General features: G+C 71.2%; 21 protein-coding genes. 8 read left to right on the plus strand and 13 right to left on the minus strand.

Going from position 1 to position 17647, the window contains the following annotated elements:
* The 4 genes from DC432_RS13850 to DC432_RS13865 all read right to left on the minus strand — a co-directional run.
* Positions 1–1002 (minus strand): ABC transporter substrate-binding protein (locus DC432_RS13850; RefSeq protein ID WP_116538379.1); only part of this gene is annotated, 1002 nt, incomplete at its 3' end.
* 29 nt (positions 1003–1031) lie between these two features.
* Positions 1032–1973, minus strand: coding sequence for a carbohydrate ABC transporter permease (locus DC432_RS13855; RefSeq protein ID WP_116538380.1), 942 nt, complete (start codon positions 1971–1973; stop codon positions 1032–1034).
* Complete coding sequence (locus DC432_RS13860) at positions 1973–2929, minus strand: carbohydrate ABC transporter permease (RefSeq protein ID WP_116538381.1); 957 nt, start codon at positions 2927–2929, stop codon at positions 1973–1975. The genes DC432_RS13855 and DC432_RS13860 overlap by 1 nt, the downstream gene beginning before the upstream one ends.
* Before the next feature lie 199 nt (positions 2930–3128).
* Complete coding sequence (locus DC432_RS13865) at positions 3129–3608, minus strand: DUF1990 family protein (RefSeq protein ID WP_116538382.1); 480 nt, start codon at positions 3606–3608, stop codon at positions 3129–3131.
* 93 nt (positions 3609–3701) lie between these two features.
* Here DC432_RS13865 and DC432_RS13870 point away from each other — a divergent pair, with 93 nt between their 5' ends.
* Genes DC432_RS13870 through DC432_RS13880 form a run of 3 tightly spaced genes read left to right on the plus strand, consistent with a single transcriptional unit; the run spans position 3702 to position 6133 of the window.
* Positions 3702–4886 carry a molybdopterin molybdotransferase MoeA gene (locus DC432_RS13870; RefSeq protein ID WP_116538383.1) on the plus strand — a complete coding sequence of 395 codons (1185 nt, stop codon included), beginning with the start codon at positions 3702–3704 and terminating at the stop codon, positions 4884–4886.
* Positions 4880–5710, plus strand: coding sequence for an NTP transferase domain-containing protein (locus DC432_RS13875; protein WP_116538384.1), 831 nt, complete (start codon positions 4880–4882; stop codon positions 5708–5710). Before DC432_RS13870 ends, DC432_RS13875 begins: the two co-directional genes overlap by 7 nt.
* Positions 5711–5716: 6 nt before the next feature.
* Entirely contained in the window at positions 5717–6133 is a 417-nt protein-coding gene (locus tag DC432_RS13880; protein ID WP_116538385.1) for a YkvA family protein, read from the plus strand.
* A 255-nt stretch (positions 6134–6388) separates the two neighbouring features.
* Here the strand turns inward: DC432_RS13880 and DC432_RS13885 are convergent, their stop codons facing one another.
* Complete coding sequence (locus DC432_RS13885) at positions 6389–6778, minus strand: hypothetical protein (protein WP_116538386.1); 390 nt, start codon at positions 6776–6778, stop codon at positions 6389–6391.
* Positions 6779–6873: 95 nt separating this feature from the next.
* Positions 6874–8055 (minus strand): citrate/2-methylcitrate synthase, encoded by a 1182-nt coding sequence (locus tag DC432_RS13890; RefSeq protein WP_116538398.1) that lies wholly within the window; start codon positions 8053–8055, stop codon positions 6874–6876.
* Positions 8056–8107: 52 nt separating this feature from the next.
* On the opposite strand from DC432_RS13890, the gene DC432_RS13895 reads away from it, so the two are divergent.
* The gene (locus DC432_RS13895; protein ID WP_116538387.1) at positions 8108–9196 is read left to right on the plus strand and encodes a citrate/2-methylcitrate synthase; all 1089 of its coding nucleotides are present in this window, start codon (positions 8108–8110) and stop codon (positions 9194–9196) included.
* Here the strand turns inward: DC432_RS13895 and DC432_RS13900 are convergent.
* Positions 9189–9560, minus strand: a complete 372-nt coding sequence (locus tag DC432_RS13900) for a hypothetical protein (protein WP_116538388.1) — start codon at positions 9558–9560, stop codon at positions 9189–9191. The genes DC432_RS13895 and DC432_RS13900 overlap by 8 nt on opposite strands.
* A 104-nt stretch (positions 9561–9664) precedes the next feature.
* Here DC432_RS13900 and DC432_RS13905 point away from each other — a divergent pair, with 104 nt between their 5' ends.
* Positions 9665–10429, plus strand: a complete 765-nt coding sequence (locus DC432_RS13905) for a DUF429 domain-containing protein (RefSeq protein WP_116538389.1) — start codon at positions 9665–9667, stop codon at positions 10427–10429.
* Positions 10430–10468: 39 nt separating this feature from the next.
* Here the strand turns inward: DC432_RS13905 and DC432_RS13910 are convergent, their stop codons facing one another.
* The 3 genes from DC432_RS13910 to DC432_RS13920 are packed head-to-tail and all read right to left on the minus strand — an operon-like array spanning position 10469 to position 12706.
* Positions 10469–10870, minus strand: a complete 402-nt coding sequence (locus DC432_RS13910) for an arsenate reductase ArsC (protein ID WP_116538390.1) — start codon at positions 10868–10870, stop codon at positions 10469–10471.
* 44 nt (positions 10871–10914) lie between these two features.
* Positions 10915–11448, minus strand: coding sequence for a GNAT family N-acetyltransferase (locus DC432_RS13915; protein ID WP_116538391.1), 534 nt, complete (start codon positions 11446–11448; stop codon positions 10915–10917).
* Entirely contained in the window at positions 11429–12706 is a 1278-nt protein-coding gene (locus tag DC432_RS13920) for an NAD(P)-binding domain-containing protein (protein ID WP_116538392.1), read from the minus strand. Before DC432_RS13920 ends, DC432_RS13915 begins: the two co-directional genes overlap by 20 nt.
* Before the next feature lie 83 nt (positions 12707–12789).
* On the opposite strand from DC432_RS13920, the gene DC432_RS13925 reads away from it, so the two are divergent.
* The 3 genes from DC432_RS13925 to DC432_RS13935 all read left to right on the plus strand — a co-directional run bounded on the left by DC432_RS13925 (position 12790) and on the right by DC432_RS13935 (position 15343).
* Positions 12790–13134: an ArsR/SmtB family transcription factor gene (locus DC432_RS13925; RefSeq protein WP_116538393.1), complete on the plus strand. Its 345-nt coding sequence runs from the start codon at positions 12790–12792 to the stop codon at positions 13132–13134.
* A 258-nt stretch (positions 13135–13392) separates the two neighbouring features.
* Positions 13393–15060: an FAD-dependent oxidoreductase gene (locus DC432_RS13930; RefSeq protein WP_116538394.1), complete on the plus strand. Its 1668-nt coding sequence runs from the start codon at positions 13393–13395 to the stop codon at positions 15058–15060.
* Positions 15053–15343: a metal-sensitive transcriptional regulator gene (locus tag DC432_RS13935; RefSeq protein WP_116538395.1), complete on the plus strand. Its 291-nt coding sequence runs from the start codon at positions 15053–15055 to the stop codon at positions 15341–15343. The genes DC432_RS13930 and DC432_RS13935 overlap by 8 nt, the downstream gene beginning before the upstream one ends.
* 579 nt (positions 15344–15922) lie before the next feature.
* On the opposite strand, the gene DC432_RS13940 is transcribed toward DC432_RS13935, so the two are convergent.
* The 3 genes from DC432_RS13940 to DC432_RS13950 all read right to left on the minus strand — a co-directional run.
* Positions 15923–17128 (minus strand): CPBP family glutamic-type intramembrane protease, encoded by a 1206-nt coding sequence (locus tag DC432_RS13940; protein WP_165801280.1) that lies wholly within the window; start codon positions 17126–17128, stop codon positions 15923–15925.
* A gap of 8 nt (positions 17129–17136) precedes the next feature.
* Positions 17137–17397, minus strand: a complete 261-nt coding sequence (locus tag DC432_RS16505) for a hypothetical protein (protein ID WP_207770829.1) — start codon at positions 17395–17397, stop codon at positions 17137–17139.
* 42 nt (positions 17398–17439) lie between these two features.
* On the minus strand, positions 17440–17647 hold a 208-nt coding region (locus DC432_RS13950), incomplete at its 5' end, for an integrase core domain-containing protein (RefSeq protein ID WP_207770830.1).

The following is a 17647-nucleotide window of genomic DNA, read 5'->3' on the forward strand; positions in this document are numbered from 1 at the left end:
CCACGCGCAGGCCGCCGCGGGGTTCTTCGCCCCCGCCGGGATGACGAATGCCGTACCCGAGGCGAGCGAGAACGGCTGGCCCCCGGCATCCCGGAAGGGAACGGCCTGCAGCGAGATCCGGTCGCGCGAGGCGCTGAGCACGTTCGGGTACCACTGGTTCGCCACCTGCGCCCCGACCTGGTTCTGCGCGAACTGGTTGGCGTCGCCGAAGGTGTCGAACGAGTCGGTGAAGCTCTTGACGGCGGCGTATCCGCCCTGCGCGTCGGTGATCTCCTTCAACGCGTCGATGCCGGCGGCGTTCGCGGGGTCGTCGAGCGTCGGCTTGCCCGTGTCGTCGGTAAGCTGCCCACCCATCCCGAGCACCCACAGGCCGCCTTGGCCCGTCGCGACCGGGTCGAAACCCAGACGCGTGGGGGATCCGCCCGAACCCTGGTAGATCTTCGCGATCGCGGCGAGCAGGCCGTCCATGTCGGACGTGTCGAACTGCTCGGGGGTCACCCCGGCCTCGTTCAACACGTTCATGTTCAGCAGGATCGCGGGCGGTTGGTAGAACTGCGGCACCGCGTAGACGGCATCCTCGTACGTGACGTCGTCGACGACGTTGGCGTACCACCGCTGCTGCGGATCGACGCTCTGCGCCTCGAAGCACGCGTCGAGCGGCATCAGCAGGCCCTGCGCGGCATACGTGGTGACGTAGCGGCGGTCCATCTGCACGACGTCGGGCACATCGCCGCCGGCGATGCGGGTCGTGAACTTCTGGGCGTCGAAGGCCGTGGCATCCAGGGTCACTTCGACGTCGGGCAGCTGGCCGGCGGCGAAGTCGAGACGAGATTGACCCACGTCGTCGGCGTTCTCGAAGCCCCACGCGGCGAGGGTTCCGGTCGGTGCGGCCGAGAAGTCGACGTCGGCGGCGGGGTCGGATCCCCCTCCTCCGCTGCACGAGGTGAGAAGGGCGAGGGATGCCGCGCCGGCGACGACACCGGCGAGTGTGCGTATGCGCATGAGAGGTCCTTTCGGGACGGGGGGACGGGTCAGCCTTTGCGGCCCTGGGTGGCGACGCCCTCGACGAAGTACCGCTGGCCGAAGGCGAAGATGAGGAGCATCGGCAGGGTCACCAGCAGCGAAGCGACCATGACGTACTGGTAGTCGCCCTGACCGCCCGCGCTGGGGCTGTACTTGGTCATGGCGTAGGCGATGCCGAGCGGGGCGGTGAACTCCTCGACCGACCCGGCGTTGAGGTAGATGAGCGCGGCCTGCAGGTTGTTCCAGCTGGCCTGGAACTCGAACAGGAACACGATGATGAACGAGGGGATCGACAGGGGCATCGCGATGCGCCAGAACAGCCCCCAGGCGCTGCACCCGTCGAGCCGCGCCGCCTCGAACAGTTCGCGTGGCACGCCCAGGAAGAACTGCCGCTGCAAGAAGATATAGAAGGCGCTGCCGAACAGGTTCATGCCCCACAGCGGCACCCAGGTGCCGAGCAGCCCGGTCTCTTTCCAGATGAGGTAGATCGGGATCATCGTCACCGCACCTGGCAGCATCATGGTCGCCAGCACCAGACCGAACAGCACGCCCCGGCCGGGGAAGCGGAAGTACGCGAAGCCGAACGCGACGATCGAGCTCATCACCGCGACGGTGGTCGCGGCGAGCAGCGCGATCGAGACGCTGTTGAACATCCAGCTGAGCAGGGGCAGCTGATTCCACACCTCGGCGTAGTTGCCGGGGGTGAAGGTCTTGGGGATCAGCGCGTTGTCGAACACCTCGCCGCGCGGTTTGAAGCTCGCCGCGAGCAGCCACGCAAAGGGGTAGAGGAACAACAGGGCGAACAGCACGAGCACGGCCGCGAGCACCACGCGCCCGGCGAGGGTCTTCGGCTGCGACAGGACGCGGCGCCACCGCGGGGGCCGGGTGGCGGATGCCGCGAGCTCGGGCCTCGCCTGCGCGACGCCCGGGGTCTGCAGGGTGCCGGTCATCAGCGGTCTCCCTCGTAGTAGACGAAGCGGTTGCCGAGGCGCACCTGCACGAGGGTGATGAGCAGGATGATGACGAACAGCAGCCACGCCATGGCCGCGGCGAAACCGAAGTCGAACTGACGGAACGCCTGCTGGAAGAGGTAGATCGCGTAGAACAGCGACGCCTCGGGCGAGGCGTTGCTCTGGTCGCGCCAGAACAGCAGGTAGGCCTGGTCGAACACCTGGAACGCCGCGATGGTCAGCACGATGACGTTGAAGAACATCGCCCCCGAAATCATCGGCAGCGTGATCGAGAAGAACCGACGCACGGGACCGGCGCCGTCGATCTGCGCGACCTCGTACAGGTCGACCGGGACGTTCTTCAACGCCGCGAGGAAGATCACCATCGTGCCGCTGACCGTCCACAGCGCCATGATGACGATGCTCGGTTTGACCCACGCGGGGTCGACCAACCACTGCGGCCCCGGGATGCCGACCGCGCCCAGCGCGCGGTTGATCGCCCCCGAGTTGCCGTTCAGCAGCAGGAAGAACACGGCCGCGGTCGCCACGGCCGGGGTCATCTTGGGCAGGTAGTAGAGCGTGCGGAAGATGCCCGCGCCCCGGCCTACCCGGCTCAGCAGCAGCGCGAGGAACAGCGCGAAGGCGATCTCGAGCGGCACCGCCATGACCGCGTAGAACAGGGTGTTGCCGAGCGAGACGGCGACCCGCGGGTCGTCGAACAGCTGCGCGTAGTTCGACGTGCCGACCGGCCGCGCGGAGTTCGTCGCGAGGTTGTAGCTCGAGAACGAGATCACGAGGCTGTAGATCATCGCCCCGGCCGTGAAGACGAGGAACCCGACGATCCAGGGCGAGATGAACAGGTATCCGGCGATCGCCTCGCGGCGGTTGTACTTCACCCGCCGGCGGCGGTTCTTCGGTGGCCTTTCGTCGGCGGTGGGGGTGGTGGAGAGGGTCACCGGGCGAACCGGTCGGAGGACGGGATGCCGGGGGTGATGTCGTTCATGGTCTTCTCCTCTCGCGCGGCGTCTCGTCGTCGAGAAGCGCTTCGCCAGGGTCGAGAAGCGCCCACTTCTCGTCGAGGGCGTTGCCAGCGGCGGGGTTTCGTGAGATAGCAGCGCGCTCGGTCGACCCGCGGGGCGGCTCCGCCGCGCCGGCTCAGGAATCCAGCGCGCGCAGGTACCGCCGGGTCATCCACGCCTGCACGAGCCGGCCCAGCGGAGCGCCGACGCGCGTGAACCAGCGGCCCGGGGCCGAGAATGCGGCGATGTCGAACACCACCTCGCCGGTCGGCTGCAGCGTCAGGGTGAAGCGTTCCTCGCCGCGCTCGGGGTGACCGGGAAGCGTGCCGTAGGCGAAGCCCGCGACGGTGTCGGTGCGCTCGGCCCAGACGACCAGACACGGGATGCGGAAGACCCACAGCCGCATCGTCACGCGCGTACCGCTGCGCATCGGCGTCTCGCTCAGCGTCACGCGGGCCCCGGCACGGCGTTGAGCCTCACCGGCGAGCAGGGCGTCGGCCGCGCGTTCGAAATCCGCGCGGTCGTGACCCACGACGCGGCGCGCGCGCACGTGGTGGTAACCCGGGGGCATCTCGCCGGCCGTCGCGCCGACCTCGGTGTAGGTCAAGCCGTCCATGCCGCCACCGTAGCGAGCGCCCCGTCGCCGACCGCGGGCTTGCGCCCGCGCCTACGCTAGGACCATGCCCCCCACCCTCGCCGGACGCCGCGCGTGATCGACGTCGCCGCGCACCTCGACGCCGTCCTGGAGGAGGTGCGTCCGCTGGATGCCGAGTCGCGTGACGTGGCCGCGGCCCGGGGCCGGGTGCTGCGGCATCCCGTGCATGCCGCCGTCGACGTGCCGGCGTTCGACTCCTCGGCGATGGACGGCTTCGCGGTGCGCGACCTCGACCGTCCGGCGACCCTGCGGGTGGTGGCAGACCTACCGGCCGGCACCGAGCAGGACCCGCGATTGGATGCCACCGACGCCGCCCGCATCATGACGGGGGCGCCCGTACCGACCGACGCGACGGCGGTCGTGCCGTTCGAAGACACCGCGCACGGCCTCGCGGGCGGCCTCTCGCCGGTCGAGATCGTCGTTCCCCCGCGCGCCGGGGCGCACATCCGTCGCCGGGGCTCGGACGTGCGGGCCGGCGACCTCGTCGTCGACGCGGGCGTGCGCCTGACCGCCGGGCGGATCGGCGCGATCGCGGCATCCGGGGTCGGTACCGTCTCGGTGTCGCGCGCCGCGCGCGTGGCCGTCGTCTCGACCGGCTCGGAATTGGTCGTCGCGGGAGCGCCGATGCGACGCGGGCAGATCCCCGAGTCCAACAGCGTGCTGCTCGCCGGGCTGGCCGAAGAGGCCGGTGCCGAGGTGGTGCTGCGCACGAGCGTCGGCGACGAGGGCGAGGGCCCGCGCGCGGCGATCGCGGCGGCCGAGGCGGCCGGAGCCGACGTCGTGGTGTTCTCGGGCGGCGTGAGCGCCGGGGCCTACGAGGTGGTCAAGAACACGCTCGGCGACCTCATGCGCTTCGAGCGCGTCCGCATGCAGCCGGGCAAGCCGCAGGGCTTCGGACGCACGGCGGCGGGCACGCTGCTGTTCGGCCTGCCGGGCAATCCCGTCAGCGCCGCGGTGTCGTTCGAACTGTTCGTCCGTCCCGCCCTGCGCGCCCTCGAGGGAGACGTCGAGCTCGGGCGCGCCCAGGTGCGCGTCGCGCTCGCCGGGGGCTGGCGCGCGCGACCCGGCCGGACGCAATACGTGCCCGTGTCGCTGGATCGGTCCGACCCCGAGAGGTGGCGGGCGACGCCGACCCCCCGCGGAACGAGAGGTTTCGGCGAGGCCGAGGGTCTCGCCGTCATCGCCTCGCGCGAGGACGACCTGCCGCCCGACGCCCTCGTGACGGTCGCCCTGTGGTGACCGTCGACGCGATCCTGCTCGCCGGCGGACGCGGCAGCCGCGTCGGCGGGGCCGTCAAACCCCTGTTCGAGGTGGGCGGGGCGACGCTGCTGTCGGCCGCCGTCACCGCGGTCCGCCGGGCGGGAGCGCGACGCGTCGTCGTCGTCGCCCCGGTGCTCGACGAGGCGCTCGACGTGACGTGGGTACGCGAGGACCCTCCCTACGGCGGACCGGTCGCGGCCGTCGTCGCCGCCCTGCGAGAAGTGGATGCCGACGACCTCTACGTCCTGGCGTGCGACACCGTCGCGCCCGCCGACGTGATGTCGCGGCTCGCCGCGCCGCTCGCACCCGGCGTCGACGGGATGTGCCTCGACGACGGGCGCCGGCAATGGCTCATGGGCCGGTACCGGGCCGCGGCGGTGCGGGAGGCGGCATCCACTCTTCCGGCCGCGGGGCGGGACGCGTCGATGCGCGCGCTGCTGGGCGGGCTCGAGGTCGCCTCGATCGCCGTGGATGCCGACCTGACCCGCGACGTCGATACGTGGGACGATCTGCGAGAGGCCCGAGGAGGAGCCATGACCGAATCCCGTACCCTGCCGCCCGAGGCGCTCGACGACTGGAGCGCTGCGCTCGCCCAGCGTTTCGGCCTGACCCGCGGAGACATCCCGGTGTCGCTGATCCTCGACCTCGCCCGCGACGTCGCGAACGGCGTCGCCCGTCCCGCCGCGCCCCTCAGCGCGTTCGTCGCGGGTCTGGTCGCCGGCCGTGCCGGCGGGTCGCCCGCCGACACCGAGAAGGCCGTCGCTGCCGTGGTCGAGATGGCCCGCGACTGGGAGAACCGCTGACGTCCCGTGCCTGAGTGGCTGATCGTCGTGCTCGGCGTCGTCGCCGGGCTGGTCGTGCTGTGGCTCGCCCTCATCATCGTGCTGTGGGTGCAGCAGCGGCGTTCCGGCGGCTCGGTCGACTGGCGCGCCGTGCTGCGGCTCGCGCCCGACGTCGTGCGGCTCGTCCGTCGCCTGGTCGCCGACCCCTCGGTACCCCGCGCGACGCGATGGTGGCTCGGTGGACTGCTGGTCTACCTGCTCTCGCCGATCGACCTGATCCCCGACTTCGTGCCCGTGATCGGCTACGCCGACGACGCGATCGTGGTGGTGGTGGCCCTGCGCTTCGCCATCCGTCACGCGGGGCGTCCAGCGATCGAGCGGCACTGGCCCGGCACGCCGGAGGGGTTGCGCAGCCTGCTGGCGCTCGTCGGCGCGCCCCGCTGAGGGTCAGGCCGATCGCGCTCGACCGCGTACATCACCAAGCAGCTGTCGACATAGATCACCCTCCCGCGATCCGGTTCTCGGCGATGATGCGATCGATTTCTTCGACGGGGCGGGCCGATTCGGGCGTCAGCGGATTCTCGCGCAGCCACGCCGCGAAGGCGTTCCGAGAAGGTTCAGTCGCGGCGAAAGGAACGATCCGTGCCACGGGAACTCCCCGTCTCGCGAGAGTGACCTCCGTCCCCGACTCGGCGTCGGCTATTCGAAGAGCCCGGACAGCACGATCGTGCGCGTGCGGGGGTCCAGGGCGACGGTCGCGCTGTGTCCGTCCGTTGAGAAGAGCTCGTCCAGCGCGGGACTGCCCTCGAAGGGTCCGGCCGGCAATTCGTCTTGCATCCCCGACACCATCTCGGGGACCTTCACCGAGTCGAGCTCCCCCGTTGCTCGCAATGTCTCGACCTCGGATTGCGGGATGACCGCCACGACGTCCACCCAGTACGTCGTCGGCCCGATGTCGGACGACCCGGTCGTGCCCCCCATCCAGGCGATCGACTCGGCCGACGCGAGCTGGGGGTAGCGCTCGGCGATGGGCGCGAGGTCGGTGCGAAGAGTGCCGTCGCCCTGCTTCTCGGCTCGTCCATTCGTCATCTCGTTCCCCCGGGGTTCGTGTGGCGTGGGCGCGCAGCCCGCTGTGCTCGCGACGGCGACCACGAGAAGAGCGATGGCGAGATATCGGCGCAACATCACGGCCCCACGTACTCCCCGCGCGGGCGCAGCCGCATCGCGGGCTCGGCGTACTCCGCCCCGATGTGGGCGATCCATCCGGCGATGCGGCCCAGCACGAAGATCGTGCTCGCGGCGTCGTCGGGCAGACGCGCGCCCGACACCAGTGCGGCGAGGGCGAGGTCGATGTTGGGCTGCAAGCGCGCGCGATCGGCGACGACCGCGCGCAGCCGGGCCACGGCATCCATCGTCCCCTCCCCGTCCGGGAGGGCCGCGAGCAGGGGGAACAGCGCGTCGGCGCGGTCGTCGATGTCGCGGTAGAGGGGGTGACCGAAGCCCGGGATGCCGTTTCCGTCCTGTAGTGCCTCGGTCAGCGCCCGTTCGGGGTCCATGCCGCGACGCACTCGCGTGAGCAGTCGTGCGGTGCGGGTGGCGGCCGAGATGTGCAGCGGGGAGTCGGCCGCACCGAGGGCGGCGCTGACGGCGGCGTAGGCGTCGGCGCGAGCCGACGCGGCGACCCGGGCGGCGAAGGTCGACACGGCCAGGTCGTGGTCGATCAGCAGCACGAGCGCAGCGTTGACGGCGTCGATCACGGGGGCCGGTGCGCCGGGCGCCCACGCGGTGACGAGCGAGCGTGCGAGGTCGGGGTGCGGATCGCCGCCGAGGGCGACCGGCAGGCCGGTCAGCAGGGTCCACCCGATGCGGTGCAGGGTGGCGGCCGACGTGTCGTGGCGTAGCGGGTCGTCGGCGGCGAAGCCGGTGAGCGCGGCGCGCAGGCGGTCCATGGCTCCGGCGTGCAACGGCAGGGCGTCGACCACGGCGCGGGCGCTGCCGATCGCGGTGTCCGGGGCGTCGAGGCGTTCGGCATCCCACAGCCACGCGACGACCTCTGCGAACGGGCGGTCGATCAGGTCGCGCGCGCGGCGCCCGCGGTAGAGCAGCTCGTCGTCCTCGATGTCGGCGACATCGGTCTGCACGACGCCGAGGGGCATGCCGACGGTGGGGTGCGCCGGCGTCCGAGCGGCCCCGCGTCTCCGGCCCGACGCGAAAGCCTCGACCTCGAGCGCATCGAACGTCGATCCGTGCGCGTCGCGCTCGCGGCGCAGCATGCCGCGCGACACGTAGGCGTAGACCGTCTCGGGCTTCACGCCCAGACGGGCGGCGGTCTGCGCCGCGGTGAGGCGGGGGAGTGGTGCGGTCATCTTGATCCGATCAACGTTGACGCTGTCGCGGTCATGTTCGCACACTGAGCGCATGAGCGAGCTGATCGATGTCCCCCGCGGCCTCAACGGCGTCGTCGCGGCCGAAACGTCCGTCGGCGACGTCGACGGCGACGCCGGCTTCTTCCACTACCGCGGCCACTCGGCCGTCGAACTCGCGCGCACGCGCACCGTCGAGGACGTCTGGCACCTGCTCGTCCTGGGGCACCTCCCGGACGACGCCGAGCGCTCCTCGTTCGCGACGCGCATCGCCCGCGCGCAGGCGGATGAGCGGATGCCGAGGCTCGTCGCCGCCGTGCGCAGTCACGCCGACGAACCCCTCGCCGTCCTGCGCGCGACGTGGACGCTCGCGGCATCCGTCCGCCGTTCCGCGGCCCTGTACGACCTCGACGAGGCCGCCCGGATCGACGAGGCGATCGCCTTCGCCGCCCTCGCGCCGCTCGCCCTCGCCCCCGGGTTCACGCCCACCGGGCGCGGGCTCGTCGCCGACTACCTCGAACGCGTCACCGGACGTCGCCCCGACGACGCGCACGTGCGGGCGCTCACGGCCTATCTCGTCGCGACGATGGACCACGGGTTCAACGCCTCGACCTTCACGGCCCGGGTCATCGCCTCGACGGGGGCCGACATGGCATCCTGCCTCTGCGGCGCACTCGGCGCTCTCGCCGGTCCCCTGCACGGCGGCGCGCCCGCCCGCGCCCTCGACAGCCTCGACCGCGCGGGCGACGACCCCGCGGCGTGGATCACGGCCGAGCTCGACGCGGGTCGACGCCTGATGGGCTTTGGTCACGCCGTCTACCGCACGACCGACCCCCGGTCCGAGCTGCTGCGCGGCGTCGCCGAGGGGTTCGGCGGCGAGCGGGTCGCGCGGGCGCTGGCCTTCCAGCGCGAGGCCGAGCGGCAGCTCGCCGCGCGACGCCCCGAGCGTCCCCTGCACGCCAACGTCGAGTTCTACGCCGCGGTGGTGATGGAGCAGTGCGGCATCCCGCGCGAGGCGTTCACCCCGACCTTCGCCCTCGCCCGCACGATCGGTTGGACGGCGCACGTCCTCGAGCAGGCGCGGGACGGCAAGATCATCCGCCCGTCGGCGCGGTACGTGGGGGCGGCGCCTCGCGTCAGTTGAGCAGCTCGAGCCCGCTGAAGAAGCCGATCGAGATCGAGAGCAACCCGGCGGCGACACCCGCGATGAACCCCGCCGCGGCGAGCTCCCGCGCCATGCGCGCGTTCAGGCTCAGGATGCCGCACACCGTCGACACCGCGGCGAGCACCCACATGCCGATCTGGATCCACGCCAACTGCTGCAGCTCGGACACCGTGCTGACGGTCACGACGAAGAGGTACCACCCGATGACGATGACGCCCGTCACGATCGCGATGATCGACACGGCACGCAGATCGCCCTTCGGGGTCGGCGGCGGGGGCGGTTCGTCGCGCGGCGGGACGTCGATCGCCGGCTCCAGCGAATCGGGGAGGTCCTCGTCTGCCATGCGTCGATCCTCGCAGGTCGGCTCCGGTTTCCGGGGTGTGTTGCCCGCGGGGGCGACCTGTGCACGCGGCCTGCCGGGGGCCGAAGCGGCTTAGGCTCCTGTCGGTGAGAACCATCGGAGTCGACCTCGCCGCCGAAGCCCCCGGAACGGCCCTGGCCGAGATCGTGTGGGCCGACGGCTCGGCCCGCCTGACGCGGCTCGAGATCGGGATCCAGGATGCCGACATCGTGGCATCCGTCACCTCGGGCGACGCGTGGCTCGGTGTGGACTGCCCGCTCGGCTGGCCCGACGCGTTCGTCGACTTCGTCGCCGCGCACCACGTCGCCGGGATCCCCGCGTCGGGACCCGTCGAGGGGCACGCGGCCTGGCGCCGCCCGCTGGTCTACCGTCACACCGACCACGTCGTGCGCGAGCGCATCGGCCGTTGGCCGCTCAGCGTCTCGACCGACCGGCTGGGGGTGACCGCCCTGCGCGGCGCCGGACTGCTGCACCGTCTGGCCGCTGCCGGTGTCGGCGTCGACCGCGCCGCCGAGGGGCGCCTCTTCGAGGTCTACCCCGGCGGAGCGCTGCGCCTGTGGGGCTTCGATACCACGGGATACAGGGTGGATGCCACCCGCCGGGCGATCCTGCTCGACGCGCTCCGCGAGCGCGCGCCCTGGTTCGACGTCGGCGGCTTCGCCGCGCTGGCGGTCCGCAAGGCCGACGCCTTCGACGCCGTCATCGCCGCCCTCGCGACCCGCGCCGGGGCGCTCGGGCGGTTCTCGCCCCCGGCATCCGAGATGCTCGCCGTGGCCCGTCGCGAGGGGTGGGTCGTGCTGCCGGACGGGCCGCTGGAGGGGTTGGTCGACGGTCTCGTCAGCGAAGGCTAGACACTTAGCTCAAGCCTAGGAGGACGAAGTCCTCGCGCATCAGCCCGCGGTCAGGCTCGCGATCAGACCCTCGACGCGGCCCTTGATGTCGTCGCGGATGCGGCGGACGGCATCCAGGTCCTGCCCCGCGGGGTCGTCGAGCTCCCAGTCCTCGTACCGCTTGCCCGGGAAGATGGGGCACGCGTCGCCGCAACCCATCGTGATGACGGCATCGGAGGTCTTGACCGCGTCGACCGTCAGGATCTTCGGGTGGTTCGCCGAGATGTCGATGCCCTCCTCGGCCATCGCGGCGATCGCCGTCGGGTTGATCGCGTCCTTGGGGGCGGATCCGGCGGAGAGCACGTCGATGCGATCGCCGGCGAGGTGCTGCAGATAGCCGGCGGCCATCTGCGAGCGCCCGGCGTTGTGGACGCAGACGAAGAGAACGGTGGGACGGGTCATGGTGGCTCCATCATCGGGGGTCGAAGTGAACAGGGGGTGAGAGCTCATGTGCGACCGTTCATCGTGCTGCGCCGCTCGATCAGCACGGTGTCGCGCCACTGCCCGGCCCACGGCCCGACGACCGAGCGGGCGATGCGCTCGCGCCGACCGACCTCGCGGAAGCCGAGACCCTCGTGCAGGCGGAGGGATGCCGCGTTCTCGGGGAACACGCTCGACTGGATCGTCCACACCCCGGTCATCTCGGTCGCGGCGATGAACGCGCGCAGCAGCGCGGTGCCGATGCCGCGCCCCTGTGCGCGGCTCGCGACGTACACCGAGTGCTCGACGACCCCGCGATACGCGGCGCGGATCGACACCGGCGACCCCGCCACCCACCCGACGACGGCGTGGGTGTCGTCGACGGCGACGAGCCGCCCGAGCCGCGTCTTCGAGCGGTCGAAGGCGTCCCACGTCGGCGTCTCGGTCTCGAAGGTCGCATTGCCCCCGGCGATGCCCTCGCCGTAGATGTCCTCGACCGACGCCCAGTCCGCCCGTTCGAGCGCTCGCACGAACGTCACGTCAGCAGCACCCGCCGGCATCCGTCGAACACACGCCGGTGGTCGGCAGCGTCAGCTCGACGCGGGTGGCCGAGGCCAGGTCTCCCGCGAGCCACGCCGCGATCGAGCGCACCTGCTCGTACCCGGTGGCCAGGAGAAACGTGGGTGCGCGACCGTACGACTTCATTCCGACGACGAAGAAGCCGTGCTCGGGGTGGGTCAGCTCGCGGAAGCCGTGCGGCTCGACCGTACCGCACGAGTGCACGTTGGGGTCGATGAGCGGAGCGAGAAGCCGCGGCGCCTCGACCACGGCATCCAGGTCGGTGCGGATCTCGCGCAGCGGGGCGAGGTCGGGCCGGAACCCGGTGGCGTTGACGACGACATCGGCGGTGATCGCGGCGGGTTCGTCGCGCCGCGTACCGGAGAGACGGATGCCGGCGGGCAGGGCCTCGACGCGGTCGATCTCGAACGAGTCGATCTTCTCGACGGCTCCGGACTCGACGTACCGGTCGACGCGCGCGCCGAGCTGCGCGCGTCCGACGAGCTCGTCGGCCGCCGACGACGACACGCGCACGGCGCTGGGGTTGCGGATGAGCCACGTGATGCGTGTTCCGGGGGCGTCGCGCTGCAGGCGGACGAGCGAGATGAGCGTGTTCGCCGCGGAGTGCCCGGCGCCGACGACGATCGTGTGCCGCCCCGCGAAGCGTTCGCGCTCGGAGCCGAGAACGTCGGGGAGGGCGTGCGAGATGCGCGGGTCGTCGATGGTGGGCAGGCCCGTCGACAGAAGGGGATTGGGAGAGTCGTACGTTCCCGAGGCGTCGAGCACCGCGCGGCTGAGAAGCTCTCCTTTCGGGGTGCGAACGAGGAACGGGGTGTTCTCGCGGCCGGTGGAGTGCGTGCGGTCCATCCCTTCGCGTGCGATTCCGCTCACGCGCGCGCCGTAACGGGTGTGAACCGCGATCTCGGGCAGCTCGGCGAGCGGGCGGAGGTAAGAGTCGACGAGCTCGCGGCCCGTGGGTGCGCGTCCCTCCGCCGGCATGGTCCAGCCGGCGGCCTCGAGAAGACGCCGTGCGACGGGGTCGACGACTTCGCGCCACGCCGAGAACAGGCGCGTGTGCCCCCACTTATCGACGGCGGCGGCGGGTCCGGATGCCGCCTCGAGCACGGTGAACGCGATGCCGCGGTCCGCGAGGTGCGCGGCGGCGGCCAGGCCGACGGGTCCCGCGCCGATGATGGCGACGGGCAAGGCCGCGAGGCGATCCGCGACGCGGGGCCGCGGGGTGAGGGTGAGCGTCGACATGGGGCTCCTCGTGCATCGATGATCGTCGATGCCCATCGTGCCCGCATCTATCGATGGATGTCAATATCGACTATCGTCGATGCATGGCCTCTCCGCCCCTGCTCGATCCCGTTGCCTGCTGCGCGTCCGCCGGGGGTGCCGCGATGTCGGTCACCGAGGCCGAAGAGTTGGCCGGGCGACTCAAGGCGCTCAGCGATCCGACGCGGCTGCGCCTGCTGTCCATCGTCGCGGGCGCGGCGGAGCAAGAGGCGTGCGTGTGCGACCTCACCGAGCCGGTCGGGCTTTCGCAGCCCACGGTGTCGCACCACCTCAAGGTGTTGACCGAGGCGGGGTTCCTCACGCGCTCGAAGCGCGGCACGTGGGCGTACTACCGGCTCGTGCCCGGTGCGCTCGAGGCGGTCGCCGGGGCGCTGCGCATCGACGGGTGACGGTGAAGCGCCGCCGGTCTCAGCGCCCGAACAACCGGGCGAAGAAGCCGCCCTCGGCGGGCTGCTTCTGGTGCCCCTCGCAGCGGTCGCGCCGAGGGACGCCCGCCATCACCTGATCGACGTGCTGGCCGCACCCGGCCCACGTCGTCTTCCCGCACGTCCTGCACGTCACCTGTCGGCACATCTTCGGCATCCCTCCGTTCTCGGTCGCGGCTGCGACAGGCTTCACTATACCCCCGGGGGTATACACTGGATGCCATGAGGACGATCATCATCGGGGGAGTCGCCGCGGGCATGAGTGCCGCGACGCGGCTGCGGCGACTCGACGAGACGCGCGAGATCACGGTCTTCGAGCGGGGCGTGCACGTGTCGTTCGCGAACTGCGGGCTGCCGTACCACGTGGGCGGCGTGATCGCGGATCGGTCGTCGCTGCTCCTGCAGACGCCGGAGTCGCTCGCCGCCCGCTTCGCCCTCGACGTGCGTGTGGGTCACGAGGTGACGGCCATCGACACGGCTGCGCGAACGGTGACCGTGCGCGACGTGGCTGCGGGCACTGAGTCCGTCGAGGCCTACGACGACCTCGTCATCGCCACCGGGGCCGCGGCCGCTCCGGGGCCCTCCGCGGGCGGAGTCCCCACCCACACGCTGCGCAGCGTGCAAGACGTGGACCGGGTGGTCGACGTGCTCGAGGGCGCCGGCCCCGCGCCACGGGTCGTCGTGGCGGGGGCGGGGTTCATCGGCCTCGAAGCGGTCGAGAACCTCGTCGCGCGCGGGGCGCACGTGACGCTGGTGAGCCGCGGCCGTCAGGTGCTGTCGCCCCTGGACCCCGAGATGGCGGCCCCTCTTCTCGCGGTGCTGCGCGAGGCGGGCGTCGACGTGCGGCTCGGCGCGACGATCGTCGGCGCCGAAGCGGGCACCGTGCGGCTCGACGACGGGAGCACGCTCGAGGCCGTGCTCGTCGTCGAGGCGAGCGGTGTGCGCCCCGACCGCGGGCTCGCTGCCCTCGCCGGCATCGAGGTGGGGCCGTCGGGAGGTATCTCGGTCGACGGGCGACAGCGCACCTCCGCCCCGCACGTCTGGGCCGCCGGCGACGGCGTCGAGAAGCGCGACCACCTCGATGGTGAGCCGACCCTGGTCACGATGGCGGGACTCGCCAACCGGCACGGCCGCGCCATCGCCGATGACATCGTGGGCCTCGACCCCTCCGAGGCGCGCCCCGCGCTCGGCACCGCCGTGCTCGGACTGTTCGGCACGACGGTCGCCTTCGTCGGGTCGAGCGAGCGACGTCTGCGCGCCGAAGGCCGGGCCCACCGTGTCATCCACACCCACCCCGCCTCCCACGCGACCTACTACCCGGGGGCGCAGACGATGGCGATGAAGCTGCTCGTCGACCCCGCGTCGGACCGCATCCTCGGGGCGCAGATCGTCGGCGGCGACGGCGTCGACAAGCGCATCGACGTGATCGCGGTCGCGATGGCGGCCGGGCTCACGGCATCCGCTCTCTCGCAGCTCGAACTCGCTTACGCACCGCAGTACGGGTCGGCGAAGGACCCGGTCAACATGATCGGCTACGTCGCCCAGAATTTCGCCGAGGGGACGACGGGTGCCGTGCAGTGGCACGAGCTGCCCGCCGCGCTCGCCGACGGTGCGACGCTCATCGACGTGCGCACCGCCGCCGAGCACGCCGCGGGCGCCATCCCGGGGGCCGTCAACCTGCCGCTCGACGAACTCCGTGCCCGCCACGACGAGATCCCCGACGGCCCGGTGATCGTGCACTGCCAGGTCGGGCAGCGCGGGCACACGGCCGCGCGGCTGCTGACGCAACTCGGCCACGACGTGCGTAACCTCGACGGCGGATACCGCACCTGGCTGGCCGGCCGAGAGGCGACCGCGCCGACGCCCGACAGAGGAGAGACGCATGAGTGACCGCAGTCTGCACGACCCCCAGGCCGTGAAGAAGGTCGCCAACCGACTCCGCCGCGCGCAGGGTCAGCTCGCCGCCGTGATCGCCGCGGTCGAGGGCGGCGGCGACTGCCGCGATGTCGTCACGCAGCTCGCCGCCGTGAGCAGCGCGATCGACCGCGCGGGTTTCGCGATCATCGCGACCGCGATGAAGCAGTGCATCGCGGATCCGGATGCCGACGACGCCGACGTCGCGGAGCGGTTGACGGTCGACGAGCTGGAGAAGCTGTTCCTGACCCTGGCGTGACGGTCGGCAAGAGCTGTCGGTAACGCGGTGGGATGACACTGGATGTCACGCGTAACGGGCATGCGTTGAGAGCATCGAGCCGCCCTTGTCGTGACACTTTCCCGAGACGCCTTGCTCGAACTCGAGTCGGGCGTAGAGCGACCCGCGTCCGACGCGCTTTATAGACCTGGCTTTGAGTGGTTCGTCGACGACGGTCACTTCGATCCGCTCTTTGCCCGCGGGCGATGTGAAGGAATCCGGGGAGAGCGAAGACGCCGCGGAGGGCGCCGTGGGCCGAGGAAGGCGCCGCAGACGACGTCAACGCCGGGGATGCGGCCGAAGACGAGGAGGAGAATGCCGCGGAGGCGGATGTCGAGGCAGCGGCCGCGGCCGCGGATGTTGTCTCGCGAGGGGCCCGACGTCAGGTTGTCTCGTTGGTCATTGCCGCGTCGATTCGCTGAATGAAGTCGTTCGCCCACTCTGCCGCAAGTGATGCCATCGGGATCGCCGCAGCGGCCCAGATCCCCAGCACCTGCCGCACCGTGTACTGGAGATCGGAGTTGCTCGCAGTGGGTGGAGGAGTTGTTTCAGCGTAAGTAGTCACAGTGCCACCGCTTCCTCGTCGTTCACAACCTCGGCGCTGCCCGCGACGACCTGCCAGCGGCCCCCGACGATCGCCCACGAACGGCGATAGGTCATCGTCGCCTCCGCGAAGCGCCCGCGGTCGACAACGTGAACGCGTGATCTCGACACTGTGCTTCCCTTCCCTTTCTGCTGGTCCGTCGTTCGGTGCGTCTCGTCGATCTGCAGAAACCTCAGTGCTCCGGACGCGTGTGCGTGCAGATCGGCTGCGCGATCGACCACCGAACCGTCGGGCAGGCGGAAACGCAGATCCTCGGCAAGCAAAGCGCGCAGGGCGTCGACATCGCTCGTGCGCAGCGCTTCCAGCAGCGCATCCTCGGTTTCGTCGAGGCTGCGCCCGGTGACGTCTCGCGCGGGTGCGATAAGGAGGCGCCTTCGAAGAGCGAGCATCCCCGCCGCCGCGCCCACCCACGCCGCCCAGCCGAGAGCCTTATACACCCAGAACGCTGGATCGGGAAGTTGCGTCGCGGGTGTGACGAAGGCGGTCGACGCGAAGACGAGGACGGAATTGACCAGTGCATGGCCCCATGCAGCCGGCCACGCGCTCCCGGAAAGCTCGCGCCCGGCGCCGAGGACGAGTGAGGCCACCAAGAGGTCGACCGTCGTTCCGAGCACGGTTCGCCAGGACAGGTCCCCCTGAGCGCCGTATGCGACGAGCAGTGGGAGATGCCAGGCCGCCCAGACGGCACCGACAGCGAGGGCGGTCCACCAGAACCCACGATTCCCTCGGACGCGGGTCCAGAGGAATCCCCGCCAGCCGAACTCCTCACCTGTTGCGGAGAGGAAGGCGAGCAGCGCCACGGGGAGAACAAGCAAAGCGGTTTCGCCGAGGGCGGGATCGGGTGACCACGAGACGACGCCCACGGCGACGCCCACAACGATCTGCGCCGCGGCGACAACGAGGATGGCGGCCGTGGTGAGCCCGATGACAATCCAGGTGCGTGCCCCGCCGAAGGGTGAGGCGCGCCACAAGCTTCGTAGGGCTCGGCTGCCGCGCACGGGTCTGACCGCAAGAATGACCGCAAGTGCGGGAATCCACTGCGCAAGAGGCGTGGCAACCCCCAGGTAGTCGGCATCGACGCCGAGCAGCGCCGGGAGGCACAGCAGCAGGACAGCGCTGAAGGTGATGGTGAGGAACGTGCGCGCTTGTCGTGAGCGGGTCACTCGCGGGCTCACCCTCGCGCGTCCCGGGAGGTTCGGGCTGCCGCGAGGTCTCGCGCCGCGACCAGTGGAGTGTCCTTCCATCGGACCGCGACGGCGATGACCCCTGCGAGGAGTGCGAGCTCGATGCCGCTGGCAACGAGGTAGTAGCTCCACTCGCCGATCGCAGCGCCGATGATCGTGAGGGCGAACACTGCCGCGACCACGATTTGCATCAACCGATTGACCGTGCGCGGGATCAGTACCGACGCGGCGATCATCAGTGAGGGCACTGCGGGCCTTGACCCTCGATCGTGGACACGGTGTCGGTTCGGTTATGCCGCTTCCGCGAGGGTAGCGGACGCGGTCGCCGCGTAGGCGGCTTCGTAGGTGTTCGGGGTGATGTTGCCGATCGCGGAGTGGCGCCTGCGGGTGTTGTAGCGGTGGGCCCACCGGAACACGGCCCGGTAGGCGGTCGCCTGGTCCGGGAACGCTGCCCGGCCCTCGAGAAGCTCGCGTTTGAGCGCGGCATTGAAGCTTTCG

Source organism: Microbacterium testaceum (assembly GCF_003075375.1).
In the GTDB taxonomy this organism is placed as follows: domain Bacteria; phylum Actinomycetota; class Actinomycetes; order Actinomycetales; family Microbacteriaceae; genus Microbacterium; species Microbacterium testaceum_E.